Source organism: Dehalogenimonas etheniformans (assembly GCF_014672715.2).
GTDB classification, from domain to species: domain Bacteria; phylum Chloroflexota; class Dehalococcoidia; order Dehalococcoidales; family Dehalococcoidaceae; genus Dehalogenimonas; species Dehalogenimonas etheniformans.
In genome coordinates, this window is the sequence record NZ_CP058566.2 from 1,362,947 (window position 1) to 1,381,660 (window position 18,714).

The following is an 18,714-nucleotide window of genomic DNA, read 5'->3' on the forward strand; positions in this document are numbered from 1 at the left end:
TTTCTCTCAAACGCTAAACCAGCACTGGTATCCTGGCACTCTTGATACTAGGCTGTTCGGCAAAATCCAATTCAGCTTCAGTGGGGAAAATGCTCCTAACGCTGAATTCCCTAGGGGCGTCACGCAGGAAATGAACATTGTTGAGGTGCTTGCGAGCGGCCAACGCAGCCTTTTCAACGTCTTCGACGGTCGCCCTGGGCCAGGGGTTATCGGCGACCCTTGAATAGGCATCGAGGTGATAAAGCATCCCTGAATCAATTGAGGCGATGAACCTGGCTAACTTTTCGATCTCTTCCGAGTCTATGTAGCCCGGGATGACTACAGTTTCTGCCAGCATAGGCACTCCGGAATCGTAGATTCGCTTAAAGTTCTTGAGGATCAATTGGTTAGAATGCCCGGTATAGTCAATATGGAGATCTTCATCGAAAGCCTTCAATCCAAAGGCCACTCTGTCGACATGAGCCAGATCCGGCATGTTTAGCCCATTGGTGAGGAGGATATTCGTCGTTGAAAGCCTGCGGTGCAGTGTTTCGGCGATCAACGGCATCGCCGGATCGAGGGAGGCTTCCTGGCCTTCAAAGAGGACCGACCTGGCTTCAAGGTCGACCAAGGTATCGATAACCCCGTCGAAATCAATGAACCGGTTGGGCATCGAGGCTTCACCGTCCGGTTCCGCCAGATAGAGATCCATGTTGCGGTCAAGCATGGAATCGAAGGGAATCTTGCGAAGGATGCAGCCCCGGCAGGCGATGTTGCAGCCGCGGAAATGAAGGTAAGCCTGCTTAATCGAGTCGGCAAAGGCGATATTATAAACCATGGTTAGCATCAATTCCTCACCTGTTGTTTATTCGGCAAGCCTTGCGGTGAAACCCGATTACACCCGGGGAGGCCCACGGGAGGGGTTTCACAGCGTTTTATACCGGATCGGTCGCAACAATCCGGACACCCCGGTTTCCCCCACCGCAAGGCTTGCCGTGATAATGACGGAAATTCCAAGATACAAACTCCAAATTCCAACTAGCTTCGCTCTGCCCGCAGACGATCCGCGCCAATTAAAGAAATCGCCACCATGAAAATGAAGATCCCAAGCTCGATAATCATTGTCTCGCCTCCCAAAGGGTTGCTTTCACCCGTTCCTGTAGTTCGATCTTATCCAGTGGTTTGTACAGGTAGTCGTCAGCTCCGGCATCCAGGGCTCCAATCAGCCGCTCCGCACTGCCGTTGTGATCTGCGAGGAGAATGACCGGAACGCCGGGCCGGGTTTTGAGGCCGCTTAAAATCTCATCCGATGCATTGTGCTCAAGGTCGACAATGACCAATCCGGCGGAATCAATACCGCCTTGTCCAGGCCAAGTGCTGACTTTAACGCCTGATATGCTCCTTTCGAGGGTCCTTTTAATGTCCATGAAGACGTCACGATTGTCTTCGGCAACGAGTATGTCCATTTTCCCCTCGCGTTCCCTGATTGATACCAGTCTAAATGAACACACCCACGCACCCGGCAACAGCTTGCAACAGTAAAAAAACTGTAAGAAGCATAATTGGCACTAACAAACACGTAAAAAAACCAAGTGACACGAAAGGTAACAATCTTCATAAAACAAGGCTCTCCTTTCGGAGAGCCTTGTTTGGCTAACGTTTGTTCCGGTTACGACGGAGAAATCAAGCGGAAACCGATTCCTCTCTCGTTAACCAGCATGGGCGACCGGGCATCAGCCTCCAGCTTGGCTCTCAAGCGGTCAACATATACCCTAATGGCTTTGCTTGAGCCGGGGTAGTCCTCACCCCACAGCTCACGTGCGATGCTGCGATAAGAGGTGACCTGGCCGCAGTTGCGCATCAGGTGCTGGAGGATGATATTTTCTGCCCGGGTCAAAGGCACTTCCCGCCCCATGAAATATGCCCGATGGATAAAGGCATCCAAACGCAACAAACCACTGACCAGTGATTGACTTTCAGCTCGCCCACGTACCCGCCGCAGAAGGGCTTTGGTCCGGGCGATGAATTCGATCTGCTTGATCGGCTTGGTCAGGCATTCATCGGCGCCGATGTCCAGGCAGCGGACAAGATCGACTTCGTTCAAATCGTTTTTGACGGCGACGATGGGCACCATTGAGAAAAGTACCAGTCTTTTCAGGAAATCGAAACCGCTCATATCGGGCAGTTTGAGATCAGTGACCACAAGATCAAAACGTTCCCGTTCCGCCAGGTCCAATCCTTCTTCGCCTGAAGAACATGGAACTACACTCACATCAGGCCACGGGATTTTGAGAGTTGAACCGATGATTTCGGTACATTCTGGATCACCGTCGATAACGAGTACTTGCATCTGTCCCCTTTGCTGATCAAGAATCCGATCTAGCAATTTGATTTTAGGTCTTGTGCAGGTGAGGACAAATACGTATTGCTACCTATTTTTGACTGAAACGGTACTAATTCTCTCAATTACATCATTTGCAATATTAATACCGATAACATTGAGGGCCACGGAAAGGCTTATTAAGAGTTAACCACCCATACGGCGGTAGTACAAATAAAGGGCGATAGCGATAGCCAGAATGATAAAGGAAACGATGTTGGCGGAAATAATAACGACATCTCCCAAATGGATGCCGTAAATGCCCCATATGGTTACTCCAATCAAGAACTGGCCCAGAGTCATGAGGCTGATATCCTTGACGCACCTGGTACGCCGCATCTTGATGATCTGTGGAACAAAACCAAAGGTCGTCAAGAGGGCCGCAATGGCGCCCACCACATACCACATTCGAACGCTTCTCCTTTGTTTCTCATGGGGTCTTTGTCTTTATGTAACGTGGCATTATACAATAATTTAATTTACTTACTAACGGAGGAACCTTGGCAAAGTTGGCGCTGGATCTCCATGACATCTACAATCGCGGCGCGGCGATCGAATCTGAACTCAACCGGGTGATCTCCGAGGCGGTGGCAAAAAAAGTTTCAATAGTCGAGATAATCCCAGGAAAGGGCTCCGGCCAGTTGAAAAAACACGTTCTCAGGTTCCTGGCCCAACCAGAGATAAAGAAGCTGTACCACCGGATTGAGAAGGATGACAAAAACTTCGGGCGCATCTTCGTGCATTTCCGGTTTTAAAGCTCACTTGCGGTCCCCAAAATCAAAATACGTACTTGTACCAATTGACCGAAAGTTCTCCGGCATATACAGTGGACGTGTTGGACACCTTCACGAAGACAGGATAAACAGAGATGGCTGACGAGATTATCATGTACGGCACTACCTGGTGCCCCGATTGCTACCGGGCGAAGAGCTTCCTCAACAGCAGGGGAATCCCGTTCAAGTGGATCGACATCGCCACCGACCCCGCTGCCACAGCCGAGGTGGAACGCATAAACAAGGGCAACCGCAGCGTACCCACGATTGTCTTTCCGGATGGCTCCATCCTGGTTGAACCTTCTAATTCGGAATTGGAGAAGAAACTCAGTCCCTGATCATCGAACTAAGTAACCAAACACGAGTTTATCCGTACCATCGTCCCAAGGACTTAGTACCGTTACAGCCAACTTCTACAGCCTCATTTTATCAAGATTACGAGACTTCCTAAACAACAATACGGGAGGTCTCGTCTTTAATCAGGTAGGTTTCCCAATTTCGCAAAGCCGATCCAATTGGTACGATTCTGGTGTATCAAAAACGGTAAGGACAAGCGCGAACTCTGCGAAAGGAGAAACAAAATGCCTGTGATGATTGGACTCGTCGGTGGTTTTTTAAACGGACTGGGGATCGATCTCCTGTCAAAAGGCAACTATGCCCTAGGGATCGCCTGGTTTTTGATGGGGTTTGCTGTAGCGTGGATGCTCTACATGAGGGTGCGGGAAGACCAGAAGGCCGCCGTCAAAGTGGCGGTTAAGCGCCAGGATGATGACCCTAAATAAATGTCGTTCACGCCAATGATCTCTATTCTTGCCAGAAGATTTGATGTCACAATTGAAAGTGGAGAACTAGTAACGCAACTGTTATAAATAGGTAATTGTACTTATTTCAAACACCCAGGATTTCTGCCATAATATTTTGTAAGGTAAAATGCAACATGGCAGAAAAAAAGAATAATCCGATTCTAACTTCTCTCAGGAAAGACTTCATTTCAGGTCTGTTATTCCTGGTCCCATTCCTAGCCGCAATTGTAATCTTGCTCTGGGTCTTCAACACTATCGATGGGTTCCTCCAACCGATCATAAAACTGTTCTTCGGTAGAGAGATCGTAGGCTTGGGGCTAGCAAGCACCATCGTCCTCATCTTGCTCATAGGACTGATTCTTCACAACTACCTCGGCCGTTTCGTGCTTAAATCTCTCGACAAGGGACTGGAGCACGTGCCCATTTTTTCACAGGTTTACACTGGCGCCAAGCAGGTTATGTCTTCACTTGGCGGCGCTAAAAATGCCGCGTTTAAAGAAGCGGTGCTCGTTGATTTTCCGCAGAAAGGCGTAAAATCCCTGGCATTCATCACGAACGAATTGGAGGACGACAGGGGGGAAAAGATCTTCGTCGTCTATGTTCCCGGGTCACCGAACCCGACTTCGGGATTCCTCCAACTGCTTCGCGAGCATCAAATTGTCAGACCTGAGCTTGCCGTTGATTGCGCCATGCGTATGATTGTGTCCTGCGGCATGGTTACGCCTGACAAATGCCACACTTTCGGGCTCGCGGACGGCTATCGAGCTGCGGTCGGTGCTCCTCAGGAAGTTCTGGGAGAAGGCGCCCTGCCTCAAGGCGTTCCTATTTCACTCTCGGAGGTTGAGAACCTCAAGATCAGTTCCTGCAAACTGGAAGAACAGGAGAAGATGAAAATACAATCTGAGTAATCCCTGCCTCATCAACCTGTAGACGGTTATTCAAAGAGCGATAAAATAAGATCCCTAAACCATTTCGGAGAGCAATATGAAGTTGAAACAAAATCTCGGGCCGACAGATGGCCTTATCAGGGCGGTTCTCGGCATAGGTCTGTTCGTGATCGCCAATTTCGTTGTTGAAGGCGTTGCCGATGGGATCCTTGAGCTTCTGGGCGCCATTCTGATCCTGACCGCGGTGATTGGATATAGCCCAGTATATGCACTGTTTAAAATTTCCACCCGCAAACCTGACCAGAGCTGATTGGTCCGGGTTTTAAATTCCGAGGATTATCTCTCAAAATATCCCTTCGTTGTAGAGGGATTTTAGCTGTAATCAAACCTCAATCCTTGGTAAAATAAACCGATTTCCCGTATGATTAAGCTAAAACATCTTCTTAAAAGGATTACAAATGCATTCTATTAAGGCCCTAATGATAATGGCGTTGCTTGCCTTATTGGCAGTAACTGGCTGCAGCACCAAAATCACCTATGCGACCATCGAAACCAACATGGGATCGTTCAAGATCGAACTTTTCACCAAGGACGCCCCAAAAACTTGCGAGAATTTCATTTCACTGACCAACAAGGGCTTTTACGACCAAACAACCGGAAACAAGGTCGTTTTCCATCGGATTTATAAAAACTTCATGGTCCAGACCGGCGACCCGACAGGTACCGGGGCCGGCGGTCCGGGCTATACCTTCGCCGACGAACTGCCGCCCAAACGACCTTATGATCCGGGCATCGTGGCTATGGCCAACTCCGGACCGAACACCAACGGCAGCCAGTTTTTCATCTGCACCGGGTCGATGGCAAGGAACCTGGATCAGACCCCCAACTATACCCAATTCGGGAGAGTGGTGTCGGGTATGGACGTCGTATTGGCGATAGAAGCCGTGCCGGTAATCAATAACGGAGCCGGAGAAGTCTCCAAACCTGTCGATCCGCCTTACATCATCAAGATCACCATCGAAAAAGCTTAAATTAAAATAGGTAAGAGATAATACTTCGAGAAAGGAAATCCGATGCCCGAATCCGCCAAACGTTGGAACACACCACCCGCCATGGAGATCGATCCGGCAAAAAAATATACAGCCACAGTGAACACGAGCCTTGGAACGTTCAAGGTCCAATTGTTCGCCAAGGAAAGCCCCAAAACGGTCAATAATTTCGTCTTCTTGTCCCGGCAGGGGTTTTACAGCGGGGTGATCTTTCACCGCATTATTAAATTGTTCATGATCCAAACCGGAGATCCCACCGGCAGCGGAGCCGGTGGTCCGGGATACAGATTTGCCGACGAACTCCCGGTCAAGCATTCCTATGATCCGGGAATCGTAGCTATGGCCAACGCCGGACCGAATACCAATGGCAGCCAGTTTTTCATCTGCACCGGACCGCAGTCCAAAGGCCTCGACGGATGCCCGAATTACACCCAGTTCGGTCAGATTATCGAAGGTATGGATATCGTTCAAAAGATCGCCGGCGTTCCGGTCAGGCGTTCTCCTCACGGCGAGATGTCCAGCCCTGTCGACCCTCCGGTAATCCAGTCTATCGAAATCTCGGAAATGTAGGCCCAGGTTTTCTCAGCCCATTGGTTGACAATGACCGACAAAACCATAATCCAACTGGCGGTATTCGAAGCCCCGGCAAGGCGGGTGTACGATGCGCTGATGAATTCCGAACAGCACTCGGCATTCACCGGCGATACGGCTTCGATCGACGCCAGGATGGGAGGACGTTTCAAGGCTTACGGCGATTACATTAGCGGCACTTTCCGTGAGATCGTTCCCGGGAAAAAGATCGTGCAAGATTGGCGAGCATCGGACTGGCCGCCCGGGGTTTTCTCGATCGTAACCATTCAACTTCAAGGAAAAAACGAAGTAACTACCCTACGCCTGACCCAGGAAGGGGTGCCGGAGACATTCGCCGAGGAAATCTCTCAGGGCTGGCACGATTTCTACTGGGACCGCCTTCGTGAATACCTGGAAAAAGACGGGCATTGAGCCAAGCTACGATCACTTGTATGAACCTGAATCAGGGCGGCCTTTCCAGAAAAGGCTGCCCTGACTTATAATGAAAGACATGGTTATGGAAAGTTTTCCGGCTTCAAAAAAGGCTGATCAGACTTTCTCCTGGGCCTACCGTTCCGCAGCTGAAATAGTCGAGAACGTCGGCAAGGTAATAGTAGGTAAGAACGAAGCCATCAGGTTGGCGGTCATAGCCGTCATGAGCGGCGGGCACCTGTTGATAGAAGACGCACCGGGCGTCGGCAAAACGATGCTGGCGCGTGCGCTGGCGCGCTCGCTGGAGTGTTCTTTCAAACGCATCCAGTTCACCCCCGACATGCTGCCCGGAGATATCACAGGGACGACGGTATACAACCAGAAATCGGGAGATTTCGAATTCCGGGCGGGCCCGGTAATGGCTCAGATCGTCCTGGCTGACGAGATCAACCGGGCGACGCCCAAGGTTCAATCGGCGCTGCTCGAATGTATGGAGGAGCGCCAGATTTCCGTCGATGGCATAACCCATCCGATGCCGGCGCCGTTCCATGTACTGGCAACCCAAAATCCGATCGAGTATGAAGGCACATTTCCCCTGCCCGAGACGCAACTCGACCGTTTTGCCCTCCGTTTGTCCCTCGGTTTCCCGGACCCGGCCGGTGAACTGACAATCCTCGAAAACCAGCGACGCCATCATCCGATAGAGGACCTTGGACCGGTAATCCATGCCGAGGACCTGGTCACTCTTCAAACGATCGTCAAAGAGGTATTCGTAGACCGGCTGGTCAGCGAATACATAGTATCCATTTCCGGCGCCACCCGGAAACACCCGGCACTGTACCTTGGAGTATCACCCAGGGGCTCGCTGGCTTTGTTCCGAACCGCCCAGGCGCACGCCCTACTGTCTGGACGGGACTACGTTCTACCTGATGACGTCAAAGCCTTGGCGGTGCCGGTATTGGCCCACCGGCTGGTGCTCGATCCGTCGAGCGCCCACAAAACCGGCAGCCGTGAAATTATCAGCGAACTGATTACGACAATCCCAGTTCCGGGGGCTTCGGGCAGGTAAAACAACTTCTCATTTGAGGGGTACGGCGGATGGGTAAACGGTGGGGATTAATTGCTGTCACCGGCTTGCTAGCAGCGGCAGTAGCTGTGACAGGATCAGTGCTGGTCCTCAGGGTGTTTTATGCCTGGTCACTGTCGCTTGCCCTGGGATTTTTGTGGGTTGCCTTCACCTCGAGAGGAATTTCCTTCAGCATAACTCCCCTCCCTGACCGCGCCCAGGTTGGCATGTCCCTGCGCCAACAGGTTTCGATATCGGTTAAGGGCTTTCTCCCGAAACCCGGCATCAGTATTCAAGCCAACAATGATCTCCCCGGGGGAAATGTAACAACCACCATGGACCTGTGGGCAGGCAAGGCGACAGCCTGGCAGGCGGATTACCCCCTGAATCGCAGGGGCCGCTTCCATCTCGGGTCCTTCAGCCTGCAATTGGGCGACCCTTTCGGCTTATTCCGGCGGGATATCCAGCTGGGATCGTCCTCAGAAATACTCGTCCACCCGTTGACTGTGCCGCTGCCGCCATTTTCCTTGCTGGGACTGAACGGCAGCGGGCTATCAAAGCGGATGCCAGAATCACTGTCGGCTTCTGCTTCCAACATCAGGGAATACACCACCGGCGATAGCCTGCGTCACATCCACTGGCGAAGCACGGCCCACACCGGCCGGTATATGGTTAAGGTTTTTGATGCCGACCGATCCCGCCACCACCCCGAAAATTTTTGGGTAATCCTGGACATGGGGAGCAATCACTCGGGAAGAGAGGATGACTCCACCGCCGAATACGCCGTCACCCTGGCGGCATCTCTGGCTAAGGAATATATCTCGCACGGATACCGTTTCGGACTGTTGGCCGCCGGAACCGAACCTGTCGTATTTCCTTCAAACACCGGCCAGGAACATTTGACGGACATCCTTGATTTCCTCGCGGTCGTAACGCCGAACGGGTCGTTCTCTTTCTCCGAATTACTGGCGAGACACCAGGGACTATTCGGCTCAAATTCCACGGTGATCATCATCACCCCATCGCCGGGAAGTTCGCTGATAGAGAGTTTTCATCAGTTGAACTCCCGCGGCTGCGCGGCGGCTTATTTTCTTATCGACGGCGCCGATTTCGGCGGGTATAGCCCGGCGGCGGCCGGCAGGACGCTGACCCAACTAGGAGCACCGGTGTATCTCCTCAAGCGCGCCGAAACCTTCAAACAGTCCCTGGACAAGGCGGCCAACGCGACGCCCTGGCTGGAGGGAGCTAGCCGGTCATGACAATTCGATCGCGTCCAAATGAGTATATCCGCGGCATCTCATCGATCGGCGCCGTCCTCTGGAGCGCTGCCTTGACCGCCGCCTCCCTGGGGGTGGCCGTTTGGTCGCTGCAGTCCGCCAAATGGTTCAATCCAAACCCTTCGTTCATGCTGGTCCTTTTATCCGGAATAGCCTTAAGCACTTTTCTGGCGTTAACCGGGATGAAGCAACGCCTGGCGATGCCGATCATGGTTTTCACCGGTTTGCTCGTCTCCATCTGGCAATCCATGAGCGCGATGCCTGAAGTTGCCAGCTCGAGTGCCTGGTCCCGGTGGCTGGCTGCCCTGGCTGAACCGGCCAGAGATCCGGCGGCATTCGTTATGGTGTTGGTAATAGTTACCTGGCTGATCGGCTCTTTCGGCGCCTGGTATGCTGTGCGGCGGAGGAACGGCTGGATAGCGTTTGGCCTCGGGTGCATTCTGGCGATTCTAAATCTGGTCAATTTACCAAGGGATTTTTCCTACGTGCTGCCGCTTTTCACGGTCCTCGGTCTGGCGCTGATCGTCCAGACTAACTGGGCGAAGTTCGACCGTAAAAAAAGCTCAGGAAACCGCACCCTCCAAATAATCCCGGGGACGTTAATCTGCGTAGCTGTGACTCTGGGGGCTTTTGCACTGCCCCAATCTCCAGCTGAAACACTCGACTTGAACATCGATGGTGGTGCCATTTATTCCGCGATCAAAAACAATGGTTTCAATGTTTTTGAGGCAGTACCGTCCAAAGTCAAAACGATATTGAGTTCCACACAGGAAACAGTGAGTTTCGGGGAGTCACCAGACCTCGGTGACACCGTCAGATTCATTATTACTCCGGCTATGCCCGGATATTTCGCAACTCGTTACTACGATACATATTCTGCCGGCGGGTGGAGCAACAGCCCGCTCAACGAAACCAGCATACCGGCAAATCAATCCCTCGGGGAAGCCGTACCGCCCTTAAAAGCAGCCACCGTTCATTATAAGGTTGAAAGTGAGGTAAAAACCGATATTATCCTGGTCAACGGCCGACCTGAGACGCTGGACATTTCGACTCTAGCGAAGAGCCTGCCGGCAATGAGCGGAATCGATATTTCTTCATTGGCGGCGACCAAGATACTATCTGCTTACTCCTCATACGCGGTGGTCTCCCAAATTCAAGTCGCAATTGTTGCTGATCTTTTGAAAGCTAACAGCTCCTACCCCGAATGGATCACCCAAAGGTATCTGCAATTACCGGCCAATTTGCCCCGGTCAGTGAAAACCCTTGCCCAACAACTGACGCGTGGAATTCCCTCTTCAACGACCGGGACTTCGACCTATAACAAGGTTGTTGCCATAGAAAATTATCTCCTGAATTTTAAATATGAAATCGACGGTACGCTAATCAACGGGAACACAGACGGCGTAGCGGCCTTCCTGGCTGAGAGACAAGGCAACTGCGTCAACTTCGCATCGGCTCTGGTGGTGATGCTCAGAGCCGCCGGCGTCCCCGCCAGGTTTACCCAGGGTTACCTCGGATCCGAGGTCGATGCAGACGGCAAGAACTTGTCGATCTACGGCCGCGACGCTCATGCCTGGGCCGAAGTATATTTTCCCGACTACGGCTGGGTTCTCGCCGAGGCCACGCCAGGGAAACCAACGGATAACTTCACCGGGTTTTCGAGCCAAATACCCGGGGGCACTGTTCCACCCGACACCGATACAACGCCAATCATCGGGGACGACCCCCAGACGCCTCAAAATCCTCCAGGCACTTCTCCGTACAGTCCAAGCAGTGATTTTCATTTCTCCTGGATCCTTTGGGGATTGTTGGCCGGGTTAGTCCTGACGGCAGGAGGCGGGACCATTTACCTCACGCGAGCGCCAAATCCGCAGGCGATGTATGTCCGCCTTAGGTGGTTGGGCGGGCTTTACGGCGAAAAAGCCCGCCCTGCCGATACCCCCGGAGAGTATTCTCGCCGGTTGGGTCTCAAGTTGACCGCCGAAGCGACCGAAATCTCGGCAATCACTGATGCTTTTGCCCGCTCCCGCTACGGACGTCCGGGGTCAGCCGATATTGCCAGCAGAGATGAACTGATGGACACCTGGAAAAAACTAAGCGCCGGTCTGATTCGCGGCCGGTTCTTTTATCCCAAATAAAAGAATCGAAAAAGATAAACTCTCTGTTCACCCCAAATGAACAGTTCAATAACTATTTGACCGGTGTATCGACTAGGTGCGGCAGGTGCGAGCCGGCAAATACGATCCAGGCCAGGTTTACCCCCGCAAGCAACCTTTCGCTGATACCGATGAATCTTATCGGGTTCAAGGGCAGCAACTGGAAAGCGATCAGCCCACCAATGGCGGCCATTAAATAAGAGAAGTGCAGGATTGTAGCCGAATCCGGATTGTTGCCGATGGCCCTGGAAAGCAGGTAACAATTGATCGGGAATAGCGCGGCTAGTACGATCACTGTGGTCACATGAATTCCGCCGCCCAACGACTCTATACCCAACCCCGGATCGGTCTTGAAAACGGTGATTATCCCGAACCCAATGCTCATCACGGCAAAAATAAGACCGGAGATTCTCACCCAATGGTTTGTCCTGGCGGACTTAGACGAGAGGATAAATGCCGCGAACATAATCTGGGTGAAGCCAGCAGCCGCCATGCCGAGTTGTTCCAGCCATCCCCAAGGATAGAATACCAGGTCGCTGATGGATTCATTCAACGGGTTATAGCCGGAATTCAGGCTGACTCCCATGGCATCGCAAATGACGACGGTGGCCGCGGCCAGACCGCAAATGATGGGAAGAGATGATGAGATAGTCTCATGCAGACGACGTCGAATCACAATTTAATTATATGTGAATTTCGGGGCAAAATTAAAAATCCGTCGCTGCCTGTGGATAAGTCCTAATGAATATGGAGAACTTTTGACAGGAAAGCGCGTGAGCGCTCTTCTTTGGGGTTGATGAAAAAATCGTTCGGAGAAGCCATCTCGACGATGCGGCCTTCGTCCATGAATATCATACGATCTGCCGCCGCCCTGGCAAAGCCCATCTCGTGGGACACTACTACCATAGTCATGCCTTCCGCCGCCAGGCCGGTCATGACGTCCAGGACTTCCTTGATCATTTCGGGATCAAGGGCTGAGGTGGGTTCATCGAACAGCATGATTTTCGGATTCATGGCCAGGGCTCTGGCAATAGCCACCCGCTGCTGCTGACCGCCCGAAAGCTGCCCGGGAAATGCCCGTTCTTTTTCCGGGATGCCGACTTTTTTCAACAGTTCACGGGCTATGCCCTCAGCCTCCGAACGACTGCGCTTTCTGACCTGCATTTGTGCCAAAATGAGGTTATCCATCACGGACAGGTGCGAAAAAAGATTGAATTGCTGGAAAACCATGCCGACTTCCTGGCGCACCGCGTTGATATTTTCAGTGCTGTCGAGCGGAATTCCATCGACGGAAATTCTGCCCGAGTTGTATTCCTCGAGCCGGTTTATGCAACGCAGGAGGGTCGACTTGCCAGAACCTGAAGGTCCGATAATGACCACGACTTCACCCTTTTCGACGGTAAGACTGACGCCGCGAAGAGCGTGAACACGGCCGAAACGCTTGTGGACATCTTCGATCTCGATTATTGGCTCTGGCATGCTATTTCTCATAACGGGTCTTTCGTTCGATAAATGAAACGATGCGCGCGGCAAAAAGGGTCATGATCAAATAAAGCAGCGCCACCATGGTCCATGTCTCAATGGGGCTGAAATTAGTGGCCATGATTTCTCTGCCCCTCCGGGTCAGGTCGGCGACAGCCACGACCGATACGAGCGACGAATCCTTCAAAAGGGCGACAAACTCATTGCCCATCGGAGGAAGAATGACCCTGAACGCCTGGGGCAGCACGACGAATCGCATGGCCTGGAAGTGGCTCATGCCAAGACTCCTAGCGGCTTCCATCTGCCCCTTCGGGATGCTCTGAATGCCTGCCCGAACGATCTCGCTCATGTAGGCGCCATAACAAACGGTGATGCCGATAATGGCGGTAACAATCGGATTCGCCTGGTAGTTCTCCAGGGCTCCAACGTGGATCCAGGCACCAATTTTCTGGACGACAACGGGAGATACGAAATACCAGCCTATGAGCTGCACCAGGAGCGGAACGCCCCTGATAATTTCAACGTAAAGAGTGGCGACGCCAAAAATGATTTTATTCTTGGCCAGTCGGCTCAGGCCACCCACCAGTCCCAGTGCTACCATCAAAACGTAAGAAACCACGGTAACGAGTGCGGTGATGGCGATTCCGTCGGAAACGAAGGAAACGATGTTTTTAAACGGGTCCGGCTTGATCACGACAAGGAGAATGATCAAGGCGGCAACGCCGGCGACCAACCACCACCAGGGGTCCTGGCGAATGTTGACCTCGCCGCCGGTGACGAATTTTAGTTCTTCTTTTGGCGTTACAACGGGTTCTTCTTGTTTCATCTGTTGCAAAAAGGGAGAGGGTGCTTTCGCACCCTCTCTACTTCAAGAAGCTATCCTGCGAGCCATTTGGTAACGAGCTGCTCGATGGTCCCATCGGACTTGATCTGGGACAAGCCCGAATTGATCTTGGTCAGCAAATCTTGTTTACCCTTGGCGACGGCAATACCGTAATCCTCGGTGGAAAGAGCTGATCCAACTGTTTTCAGGGCGGTCGCATTCTTTTTGACGTAGTTGTTGGCTATCGGGGTGTCGCAAATAACAGCGTCAATCTGGCCGTTCAAAAGATCCTGGTAAGCCAACCCGATTTCGTCATAGGACCTGACGGTGGCATTCGGAATGTCTTTTGCGAGTACTTCACCGGTTGTACCCAACTGGGCACCGATCTTTTTACCTGAAAGCGATGCCTGACCGGTGATCGTGGTGTTGTTCAGTTTGACGGTGATCATCTGACCGGCCGTGAAATAGGGATCGGAGAACATCATCTGGGCGGCGCGTTCAGGGGTGATGGTTATCGAAGAGATAGCGGCATCGTAAGTTCCCTGCGCCATACCGGCAAGCAGCGGATCGAAACCGACGTTGATGTACTCAATCTCCAAATTGGCTTTGGCTGCAATGGCGTTTAGTAGGTCGATGTCAAAGCCCTCAATTTTTTTTGTGGTCTCGTTCACATACTCAAATGGCGCCCAGGTGGCATCGGTGGCGACACGGATTTTGAGCGGACCAGCAGTAGTAGTTGTGTCAGTGGTCCCGCCGTTAGAACAACCCGGCAGCGCCAAAGCCAATATGGCTACAACGGCTACTGCCAACCAGGTAAGCTTTTTCACGATTTTCCTCCTTAGGTAGATTCAGAATGCCCAAGTTTACATTATCAGGCCATATTATGTCTATTGTTTTTGAGGCTATTTTCTCGTCTTTTATGAAGAAAAATTGCCAGATTCGGGCGTCACACCCGAGAATGATAAGGGTGCTTTTCAACTGGCGGTAGCCGGTTCAGGCTGGTGGGCAGCACTGAGCTCAAGTGTGGTAATGAATTCACTGGCGAGTATCGCCATGAAGGCAGCAGGAAGCGTTCCCTCAAGGATAAAAGCGGGGTTGAACTGGATAAGACCAGCAATTACCGGAGACCCGAGGCCGCCTGCCCCGATTAAAGCACCGATCATGGCCGTCCCAATATTGACCATGACCGAGATGCGAATGCCTCCTAATATGACAGGCAGACCCAACGGGATTTCCACCCTGAAGAGTGATTGGACCGGAGTCATGCCCATGCCTCTGGCTGAATCCAGCACGGTAAGCGGTACGCCGGAAAGTGCGACCGAGGTGCTGGAAACGATAGGAAAAAGTCCGTATAGAAACAAAGCTAAAACCGCCGGTTTAAGGCCGAAACCAAGCGCGGGCACCGCAAGCGCCAAAACAGCGATGGGCGGGAACGTCTGCCCCAGCGAAGTCAGGTGGCCGACCAGGGGATTAAGGGTTTTCCCCCAAGCCCGGGTAGTAAGGATACCCAGAGGGATTCCGATTGCCATCGAAAGGAATGAGGAGATACCCACCATACGGAGATGTTCCCAGAGGAAAATCCGCAAAGGAGCGCGGGGGTGCAACGCCTCGGTTTGGGAAGGGAACAAAAAACCGAAAGCATCCCGCCACCAAGTGTCGTTCGAGACAACGAGAATAAAGAGGGCGGTAAACAGCCCGAGCCAGATCCAGCGAGTCTCAGGCTGCTTTGCTATCGGTCGTTGCTTTTTCGACATCGGCAAGTGTGACCTCTCCCAGAAAAATCCCCGACTCGTCCACCACGGGCAACGCGCGCACTCCTTGACCTAACATTATCGACAAAGCCTGGCGGAGGGAAGCGTCCCGGGGAAGGGCGAAATCATCCTGCGGGATGACCACGGCATCAGAAGGATTTCCCGCTCCCAACATCGTTTCATCTAACCAGCCTTTGAATTCCCCCCTGTCTCCGATGATCCAGGAAAATCGATTCGCCTGAGCGGTAATCTTGTCGATATCTGACAGTCTTATCGCGGAAGTTTGTTTTACGAAATCGGCTACTTTAAACCTAGAAAGGCGTTTAAGGGCTCGGTCGGTGCCGACAAAATCATGCACATATTTGTTGGCAGGCTTTGATAAGATATTTTCCGGCGTGTCATATTGAACGATTTCTCCGGCGGCCATGATAGCTATGCGATCGGCGAGACGGATAGCCTCTTCAAGGTCATGGGTAACAAAAATGACCGTCTTTTTCAATCTCGATTGTATGCGCATGAATTCATTTTGGAGTCGGATCCGGGTCAGCGGGTCTACCGCACCAAAGGGCTCGTCCATGAGGAGGATAGGGGGATCCGCGGCTAGAGCCCGCGCGACACCCACCCTCTGCGCCTGGCCACCGGATAGTTCGGCAGGGTAGCGGTTAGCGTAATCTTTAGGTGATAAGCCGACCAGTTCCAGCAATTCCCGGACTCTCTTTTCGATGCGCTCCCGTTGCCAGCCGATGAGCTTGGGAACGGTGGCGATGTTTCCGGCGACCGTCCAATGGGGAAACAGACCCACTCCCTGGATGGCGTAACCGATGCCTCGCCGAAGGTCTTCCGATTTGATACCCGTGTTGTCCTGGCCGTCAATCAACACTTTACCGGCAGTTGGAGTCACAAGGCGGTTGATCACGCGAAGGAAGGTGGTCTTGCCGCAGCCCGAAGGCCCGATCAGCACGGTAACCTGTCCCCTCGGGATGGTTATCGAAACACCGCGGAGGGCATGAGTCGTGCCATAGTCTTTTGATACATCGAGGAGTTCGATCATGCAGCGGCCACCTGCCCGGGACTCAGCCGGTCCTCGATGAATTGGAAGAAGGCATTAACAACCAATGCCATAATGGTGACGGACAGAGCCCCCAACAGGATCAAATCCGAGGCAGCCTGGCCGAGGCCCTGAAGGATAAAAAAGCCAAGGCCACCGGCGCCGATCAAGGCAGCGACGGTGGTGCCACCCACCGCCTGGATGGCGGCGATGCGCAAGCCAGACACGATGGCCGGAGCCGCCAGCGGCAATTCGACATTGGACAGAAGTTGAAAGCGGCTCATGCCAACCCCGAACCCGGCATCACAAATTTCATTAGCAACCGATCTGATGCCGGTGTAGGTGTTCTGTACGATCGGCAACAGCGCGTAGAGGGTAATGGCAATTACCGCCGGCAGAAAACCGATGGCCGAAATGCCCAGCGCAGGCAATAAGTCCCGGATAGCTGCCAAAGTCACAAGGAGTAAACCGAACAAAGCGAGGCTTGGCACGGTCTCGACTATACCGAGAAACCATAGGATAGGTCGGGCTGCTTTACTACCCTTAGAAATCCAGATCCCCAACGGAATGCCGATCACGGTGGCAGCCGCCAGGCTAACGCCGAAGATGGACAGGTGACGCCAGAGTTCAGCCACAAACCTGGTACGTTGCGCATTGAATTCCACGATGACCGAGAGACCATCACACCAGCCTGACGCCAGGATTGCCAGGACGGCCAATGGGCCAAGCATCGTTACCAGGGAGCTGAAAGGATGACCTTTACGGGTGGACACGAAATAAAGAAGGTAAACCGCCAGGAGGGAAAGCCAGAACCCGCCAGAGAGACTGACGCGAGAAAGGACGCCAGCACCGGATAGGTGCCTTGTGGCAGCAAGACCGGAACCACCTATAACTTCGAATAAAACCACGAAAAACAAAACCGGGTAGGCATATTTTGACCAGGATTTTCGAATCGCCGCAATTGAGAGAATGACTACCCATGACCCTAACAGCAGAGTCCCTAGAACCAGACCGAGGCTTTCGAAAAATCCCAATCCCTGCCCGGAGACCAACCGGTTAGGGTTGAGACTGAACCAATCGAGAAAAGCCGCTGAAATCCCGAGAACGACAGCGGCTGCGGCAACTGCATGTATCTCGAGTTTTTGCATTTAAGGTATGAAGTTTTTGGATTTCAGGTAATCCCGGGCTACGGCGGCAGCGCCCCGGCCTTCCACCTGAATCTGAGCGTTCAGCGTCTGGAGAGTCAGCAGATCGAGGGTGGCAAAAACGGGATTCAAAATTGTCGCCAGTTCGGGATATTTATCGAATACAACACCACGAACGATCGGCGCGGGAGCGTAGTAAGGTTGGGCATGCCGGTTGTCATCGAGGATCAACAAGCCCAGCGCTGCCAGGTCGCCGTCGGTCCCGAAGGCCATAGCCGCGTTCACGCCGCTGGTCCCCTCAGCGGCCGCTTTCTCAGTTGTCGCAGTTCCGCCGGTGGAGACGACTACCTGCTGATCGGGCCTTAAACTGAAGCCATAAGCAGCCTCGAAGGCCGGTAAAGCGACCTGGCTGGTCAGGAATTCTTCTGAAGCCGCCAGCTTGAATACCCCGCCGTTGTTGATATAGGCTGCCAAATCATCCATTGTTTTCAGGTTATTATTATCGGCGAATGTCTTGGTCACGGCGATGGCCCAAGTGTTGTTGGCCGGAGCAGGCTGCAGCCAAATGACATTATTGGCAGTTTTATCCAGTTCTTTGACCTTCTGGTATCCCGCATTGAAGTCCTGCCACACCGGAGAATCCGCCAGGTTGAAAAAGAAAGCGCCGTTGCCGGTATATTCGGGATAAATATCGATTTCACCGTTGAGCAGGGCTCTTCGGACGATAGGAGTCTGCCCGGTAGCAGAACGATCATTGACAGTGAAACCGTAATCCCTGAGCATGAGTATGATAATTTGCGCCAGCAGAGTTCCCTCGGTGTCAACCTTTGAACCGACGGTGATAGGTCCCTTGGTCGTGGTAGAAACAGGGGCATTGCCGCAACCCGAGAACGACAGAGCGAGAATTATTGCCGTTAAAAGGATCAGGAACCTGATTTTCATTCGCGAATTCCGTCTGTTATTCAAGCTTTCCGTTCTCATTGTAGGTGATTGATAAATGAGGTCAAAACGTATGTTTGCGCCTTCTTAGACCGATAAGGCATAATTCCCGCAAATGGTGATTGTGCTTATCAGCGCGGTTGTTGTCATCTAC

23 protein-coding genes are annotated in these 18,714 nt (G+C 52.5%); 11 read left to right on the forward strand and 12 right to left on the reverse strand.

Translation table 11 applies throughout. The annotated features are described in order from the left end of the window. Window positions 1-13 precede the first annotated feature (13 nt). From HX448_RS06810 to HX448_RS06825, 4 genes are all read right to left on the reverse strand, one after another. Window positions 14-826, reverse strand: coding sequence for a radical SAM protein (locus HX448_RS06810; protein WP_102330014.1), 813 nt, complete (start codon window positions 824-826; stop codon window positions 14-16). Window positions 827-1,097: 271 nt separating this feature from the next. Next, entirely contained in the window at window positions 1,098-1,445 is a 348-nt protein-coding gene (locus HX448_RS06815) for a response regulator (RefSeq protein ID WP_102330013.1), read from the reverse strand. A 203-nt stretch (window positions 1,446-1,648) separates the two neighbouring features. Then, the gene (locus HX448_RS06820) at window positions 1,649-2,329 is read right to left on the reverse strand and encodes a response regulator transcription factor (protein WP_102330012.1); all 681 of its coding nucleotides are present in this window, start codon (window positions 2,327-2,329) and stop codon (window positions 1,649-1,651) included. A 177-nt stretch (window positions 2,330-2,506) separates the two neighbouring features. Then, window positions 2,507-2,767, reverse strand: a complete 261-nt coding sequence (locus HX448_RS06825) for a SemiSWEET family sugar transporter (RefSeq protein ID WP_102330011.1) — start codon at window positions 2,765-2,767, stop codon at window positions 2,507-2,509. Between the two features lie 92 nt (window positions 2,768-2,859). Here HX448_RS06825 and HX448_RS06830 point away from each other — a divergent pair, with 92 nt between their 5' ends. From HX448_RS06830 to HX448_RS06880, 11 genes are all read left to right on the forward strand, one after another. After that, the gene (locus HX448_RS06830) at window positions 2,860-3,114 is read left to right on the forward strand and encodes a Smr/MutS family protein (RefSeq protein ID WP_102330010.1); all 255 of its coding nucleotides are present in this window, start codon (window positions 2,860-2,862) and stop codon (window positions 3,112-3,114) included. Window positions 3,115-3,227: 113 nt separating this feature from the next. Continuing rightward, entirely contained in the window at window positions 3,228-3,470 is a 243-nt protein-coding gene (locus tag HX448_RS06835) for a glutaredoxin family protein (RefSeq protein ID WP_102330009.1), read from the forward strand. A gap of 243 nt (window positions 3,471-3,713) precedes the next feature. Continuing rightward, window positions 3,714-3,914 (forward strand): hypothetical protein, encoded by a 201-nt coding sequence (locus HX448_RS06840; protein ID WP_102330008.1) that lies wholly within the window; start codon window positions 3,714-3,716, stop codon window positions 3,912-3,914. A 155-nt stretch (window positions 3,915-4,069) separates the two neighbouring features. Then, on the forward strand, window positions 4,070-4,843 hold the full coding sequence (locus HX448_RS06845) for a DUF502 domain-containing protein (RefSeq protein WP_102330007.1): 774 nt from the start codon (window positions 4,070-4,072) through the stop codon (window positions 4,841-4,843). Between the two features lie 76 nt (window positions 4,844-4,919). After that, a complete protein-coding gene (locus HX448_RS06850; RefSeq protein ID WP_102330006.1) occupies window positions 4,920-5,132 on the forward strand; it encodes a YgaP family membrane protein in 213 nt (70 codons plus the stop codon). A 169-nt stretch (window positions 5,133-5,301) separates the two neighbouring features. After that, window positions 5,302-5,853 carry a peptidylprolyl isomerase gene (locus tag HX448_RS06855; protein WP_226846896.1) on the forward strand — a complete coding sequence of 184 codons (552 nt, stop codon included), beginning with the start codon at window positions 5,302-5,304 and terminating at the stop codon, window positions 5,851-5,853. Between the two features lie 42 nt (window positions 5,854-5,895). After that, window positions 5,896-6,441: a peptidylprolyl isomerase gene (locus HX448_RS06860; RefSeq protein WP_226846683.1), complete on the forward strand. Its 546-nt coding sequence runs from the start codon at window positions 5,896-5,898 to the stop codon at window positions 6,439-6,441. Window positions 6,442-6,471: 30 nt separating this feature from the next. Next, window positions 6,472-6,873, forward strand: a complete 402-nt coding sequence (locus tag HX448_RS06865) for an SRPBCC family protein (RefSeq protein WP_102330004.1) — start codon at window positions 6,472-6,474, stop codon at window positions 6,871-6,873. A 79-nt stretch (window positions 6,874-6,952) separates the two neighbouring features. Then, window positions 6,953-7,942, forward strand: coding sequence for an AAA family ATPase (locus tag HX448_RS06870; RefSeq protein ID WP_226846898.1), 990 nt, complete (start codon window positions 6,953-6,955; stop codon window positions 7,940-7,942). A gap of 29 nt (window positions 7,943-7,971) precedes the next feature. Beyond that, the gene (locus HX448_RS06875; RefSeq protein WP_102330003.1) at window positions 7,972-9,198 is read left to right on the forward strand and encodes a DUF58 domain-containing protein; all 1,227 of its coding nucleotides are present in this window, start codon (window positions 7,972-7,974) and stop codon (window positions 9,196-9,198) included. Next, window positions 9,195-11,354 (forward strand): DUF4129 domain-containing transglutaminase family protein, encoded by a 2,160-nt coding sequence (locus HX448_RS06880; RefSeq protein WP_102330002.1) that lies wholly within the window; start codon window positions 9,195-9,197, stop codon window positions 11,352-11,354. The genes HX448_RS06875 and HX448_RS06880 overlap by 4 nt, the downstream gene beginning before the upstream one ends. A gap of 52 nt (window positions 11,355-11,406) precedes the next feature. Here the strand turns inward: HX448_RS06880 and HX448_RS06885 are convergent, their stop codons facing one another. The 8 genes from HX448_RS06885 to osmF form a co-directional block, all read right to left on the reverse strand. Continuing rightward, complete coding sequence (locus HX448_RS06885; RefSeq protein WP_104201588.1) at window positions 11,407-12,048, reverse strand: DUF998 domain-containing protein; 642 nt, start codon at window positions 12,046-12,048, stop codon at window positions 11,407-11,409. 62 nt (window positions 12,049-12,110) lie between these two features. After that, a complete protein-coding gene (locus tag HX448_RS06890) occupies window positions 12,111-12,851 on the reverse strand; it encodes an amino acid ABC transporter ATP-binding protein (protein WP_102330000.1) in 741 nt (246 codons plus the stop codon). 1 nt (window position 12,852) lies between these two features. Further along, window positions 12,853-13,680 carry an amino acid ABC transporter permease gene (locus HX448_RS06895; RefSeq protein WP_102329999.1) on the reverse strand — a complete coding sequence of 276 codons (828 nt, stop codon included), beginning with the start codon at window positions 13,678-13,680 and terminating at the stop codon, window positions 12,853-12,855. Window positions 13,681-13,730: 50 nt separating this feature from the next. Continuing rightward, on the reverse strand, window positions 13,731-14,504 hold the full coding sequence (locus tag HX448_RS06900) for a basic amino acid ABC transporter substrate-binding protein (RefSeq protein WP_102329998.1): 774 nt from the start codon (window positions 14,502-14,504) through the stop codon (window positions 13,731-13,733). A 147-nt stretch (window positions 14,505-14,651) separates the two neighbouring features. Then, on the reverse strand, window positions 14,652-15,431 hold the full coding sequence (locus tag HX448_RS06905) for an ABC transporter permease (RefSeq protein WP_102329997.1): 780 nt from the start codon (window positions 15,429-15,431) through the stop codon (window positions 14,652-14,654). Next, the gene (locus tag HX448_RS06910) at window positions 15,394-16,479 is read right to left on the reverse strand and encodes an ABC transporter ATP-binding protein (RefSeq protein WP_102329996.1); all 1,086 of its coding nucleotides are present in this window, start codon (window positions 16,477-16,479) and stop codon (window positions 15,394-15,396) included. Before HX448_RS06910 ends, HX448_RS06905 begins: the two co-directional genes overlap by 38 nt. Further along, on the reverse strand, window positions 16,476-17,624 hold the full coding sequence (locus tag HX448_RS06915) for an ABC transporter permease (protein ID WP_102329995.1): 1,149 nt from the start codon (window positions 17,622-17,624) through the stop codon (window positions 16,476-16,478). The genes HX448_RS06910 and HX448_RS06915 overlap by 4 nt, the downstream gene beginning before the upstream one ends. Further along, a complete protein-coding gene (gene osmF, locus HX448_RS06920; protein WP_102329994.1) occupies window positions 17,625-18,563 on the reverse strand; it encodes a glycine betaine ABC transporter substrate-binding protein OsmF in 939 nt (312 codons plus the stop codon). It abuts the gene before it with no gap. Window positions 18,564-18,714 lie beyond the last annotated feature (151 nt).

What these genes read in the sequence shown, in the direction of transcription:
- HX448_RS06835 (WP_102330009.1), top strand. Translation starts at nt 3,228, where the DNA reads ATGGCTGACGAGATTATCATGTACGGCACTACCTGGTGCCCCGATTGC.
- HX448_RS06820 (WP_102330012.1), bottom strand. Translation starts at nt 2,329, where the DNA reads ATGCAAGTACTCGTTATCGACGGTGATCCAGAATGTACCGAAATCATC.
- HX448_RS06905 (WP_102329997.1), bottom strand. Translation starts at nt 15,431, where the DNA reads ATGTCGAAAAAGCAACGACCGATAGCAAAGCAGCCTGAGACTCGCTGG.
- HX448_RS06845 (WP_102330007.1), top strand. Translation starts at nt 4,070, where the DNA reads ATGGCAGAAAAAAAGAATAATCCGATTCTAACTTCTCTCAGGAAAGAC.
- HX448_RS06890 (WP_102330000.1), bottom strand. Translation starts at nt 12,851, where the DNA reads ATGCCAGAGCCAATAATCGAGATCGAAGATGTCCACAAGCGTTTCGGC.
- HX448_RS06840 (WP_102330008.1), top strand. Translation starts at nt 3,714, where the DNA reads ATGCCTGTGATGATTGGACTCGTCGGTGGTTTTTTAAACGGACTGGGG.
- HX448_RS06915 (WP_102329995.1), bottom strand. Translation starts at nt 17,624, where the DNA reads ATGCAAAAACTCGAGATACATGCAGTTGCCGCAGCCGCTGTCGTTCTC.
- HX448_RS06850 (WP_102330006.1), top strand. Translation starts at nt 4,920, where the DNA reads ATGAAGTTGAAACAAAATCTCGGGCCGACAGATGGCCTTATCAGGGCG.
- HX448_RS06860 (WP_226846683.1), top strand. Translation starts at nt 5,896, where the DNA reads ATGCCCGAATCCGCCAAACGTTGGAACACACCACCCGCCATGGAGATC.
- HX448_RS06855 (WP_226846896.1), top strand. Translation starts at nt 5,302, where the DNA reads ATGATAATGGCGTTGCTTGCCTTATTGGCAGTAACTGGCTGCAGCACC.
- HX448_RS06875 (WP_102330003.1), top strand. Translation starts at nt 7,972, where the DNA reads ATGGGTAAACGGTGGGGATTAATTGCTGTCACCGGCTTGCTAGCAGCG.
- HX448_RS06870 (WP_226846898.1), top strand. Translation starts at nt 6,953, where the DNA reads ATGGTTATGGAAAGTTTTCCGGCTTCAAAAAAGGCTGATCAGACTTTC.
- HX448_RS06810 (WP_102330014.1), bottom strand. Translation starts at nt 826, where the DNA reads ATGCTAACCATGGTTTATAATATCGCCTTTGCCGACTCGATTAAGCAG.
- HX448_RS06910 (WP_102329996.1), bottom strand. Translation starts at nt 16,479, where the DNA reads ATGATCGAACTCCTCGATGTATCAAAAGACTATGGCACGACTCATGCC.
- HX448_RS06825 (WP_102330011.1), bottom strand. Translation starts at nt 2,767, where the DNA reads ATGTGGTATGTGGTGGGCGCCATTGCGGCCCTCTTGACGACCTTTGGT.
- HX448_RS06865 (WP_102330004.1), top strand. Translation starts at nt 6,472, where the DNA reads ATGACCGACAAAACCATAATCCAACTGGCGGTATTCGAAGCCCCGGCA.
- HX448_RS06895 (WP_102329999.1), bottom strand. Translation starts at nt 13,680, where the DNA reads ATGAAACAAGAAGAACCCGTTGTAACGCCAAAAGAAGAACTAAAATTC.
- HX448_RS06880 (WP_102330002.1), top strand. Translation starts at nt 9,195, where the DNA reads ATGACAATTCGATCGCGTCCAAATGAGTATATCCGCGGCATCTCATCG.
- osmF (WP_102329994.1), bottom strand. Translation starts at nt 18,563, where the DNA reads ATGAAAATCAGGTTCCTGATCCTTTTAACGGCAATAATTCTCGCTCTG.
- HX448_RS06815 (WP_102330013.1), bottom strand. Translation starts at nt 1,445, where the DNA reads ATGGACATACTCGTTGCCGAAGACAATCGTGACGTCTTCATGGACATT.